The sequence below is a fragment of the Geobacillus sp. ZGt-1 genome (assembly GCF_001026865.1).
Classification (GTDB): Bacteria; Bacillota; Bacilli; order Bacillales; family Anoxybacillaceae; genus Geobacillus; species Geobacillus thermoleovorans.
In genome coordinates this window covers 1-902 of record NZ_LDPD01000054.1, presented here as the reverse complement: position 1 = coordinate 902, position 902 = coordinate 1, and the positions used below count along the sequence as shown (strand labels likewise).

Here is a 902-nt window from a genome sequence, read left to right as displayed (position 1 = left end):
AGCACGCTCGGCATGCCGCTTGCGCTCTGGGCGTTTTTGAGCATCCGGAAAGGCGAGGGGGAGTGGAAACATTACGTCGCGCTCACGCTTCTCCCGTTTTATTCCAGCTTTGTGCTCGGGTTCTTTTTCTTTCTTGCCGCCATGGGCACTCTTTGGCTTTTGGATGTGCTGCGCGGGAAGGGGTGGAACATCCGCTTTTTGACTTCCATCGCTTACATGACGCTGTTGTATTTGCTTGTCGAGTACCGGCTTGTGTACTCGTTTTTATGGGAAGACGAGCCGACAAGCCGGGATGAGTACTTCCATGCCCGGTTGTCGTTTTGGCATTGCGTCCGCTTGACGTGGAAAAACTTTATCCTCGGCCACCATCACGTCATGACCGAGCATACCTTTTTTATTTTGCCGGCCTGGTTGATGGCCTTGTATCTCGTTTTCATGAAAAAACGATGGAAGCAAGAACGGTTATTTCTTTTCCTATTCGGACTGAATTTCGCCCTGTCGGCGTGGTACGCCTTTTGGTTTTATAAAGGGTGGCTGCCGCTTACCGAGCGGTTTCATTTTTTGGACACGTTTAACTTTGCCCGCTTTCATTTTTTGCGCCCGCTTGTCATTTATGTGCAGTTTGCGCTAGCGCTGAAAATCGTATGGCAATACAGCGAAAAAGGAGAAAAGTGGGCGAAGCGGCTGCTAGCGGCCCAAGTGATCTTGGTGTTTTTGATTAACGAAGAAATCGTCTTCCGCTACGAGCCGACGGTGAAGCAATTTTACGCGGAAAAACAGTTCCAAGAAATCAAGCAATACATCGGGCTCCCGGTGTCCGACTACCGCGTCGTCAGCATCGGCATTCACCCCGCCATCGCCCAATACAACGGGTTTTACACGCTCGATACGTACAACAACTT

The 902-nt window shown here is 50.4% G+C and carries 1 protein-coding gene; it reads left to right on the top strand.

Annotated features, from left to right (window positions below; all coding sequences use genetic code 11):
• On the top strand, positions 1-902 hold a 902-nt coding region (locus tag VU18_RS15430; protein WP_047758431.1), incomplete at both ends, for a DUF6044 family protein.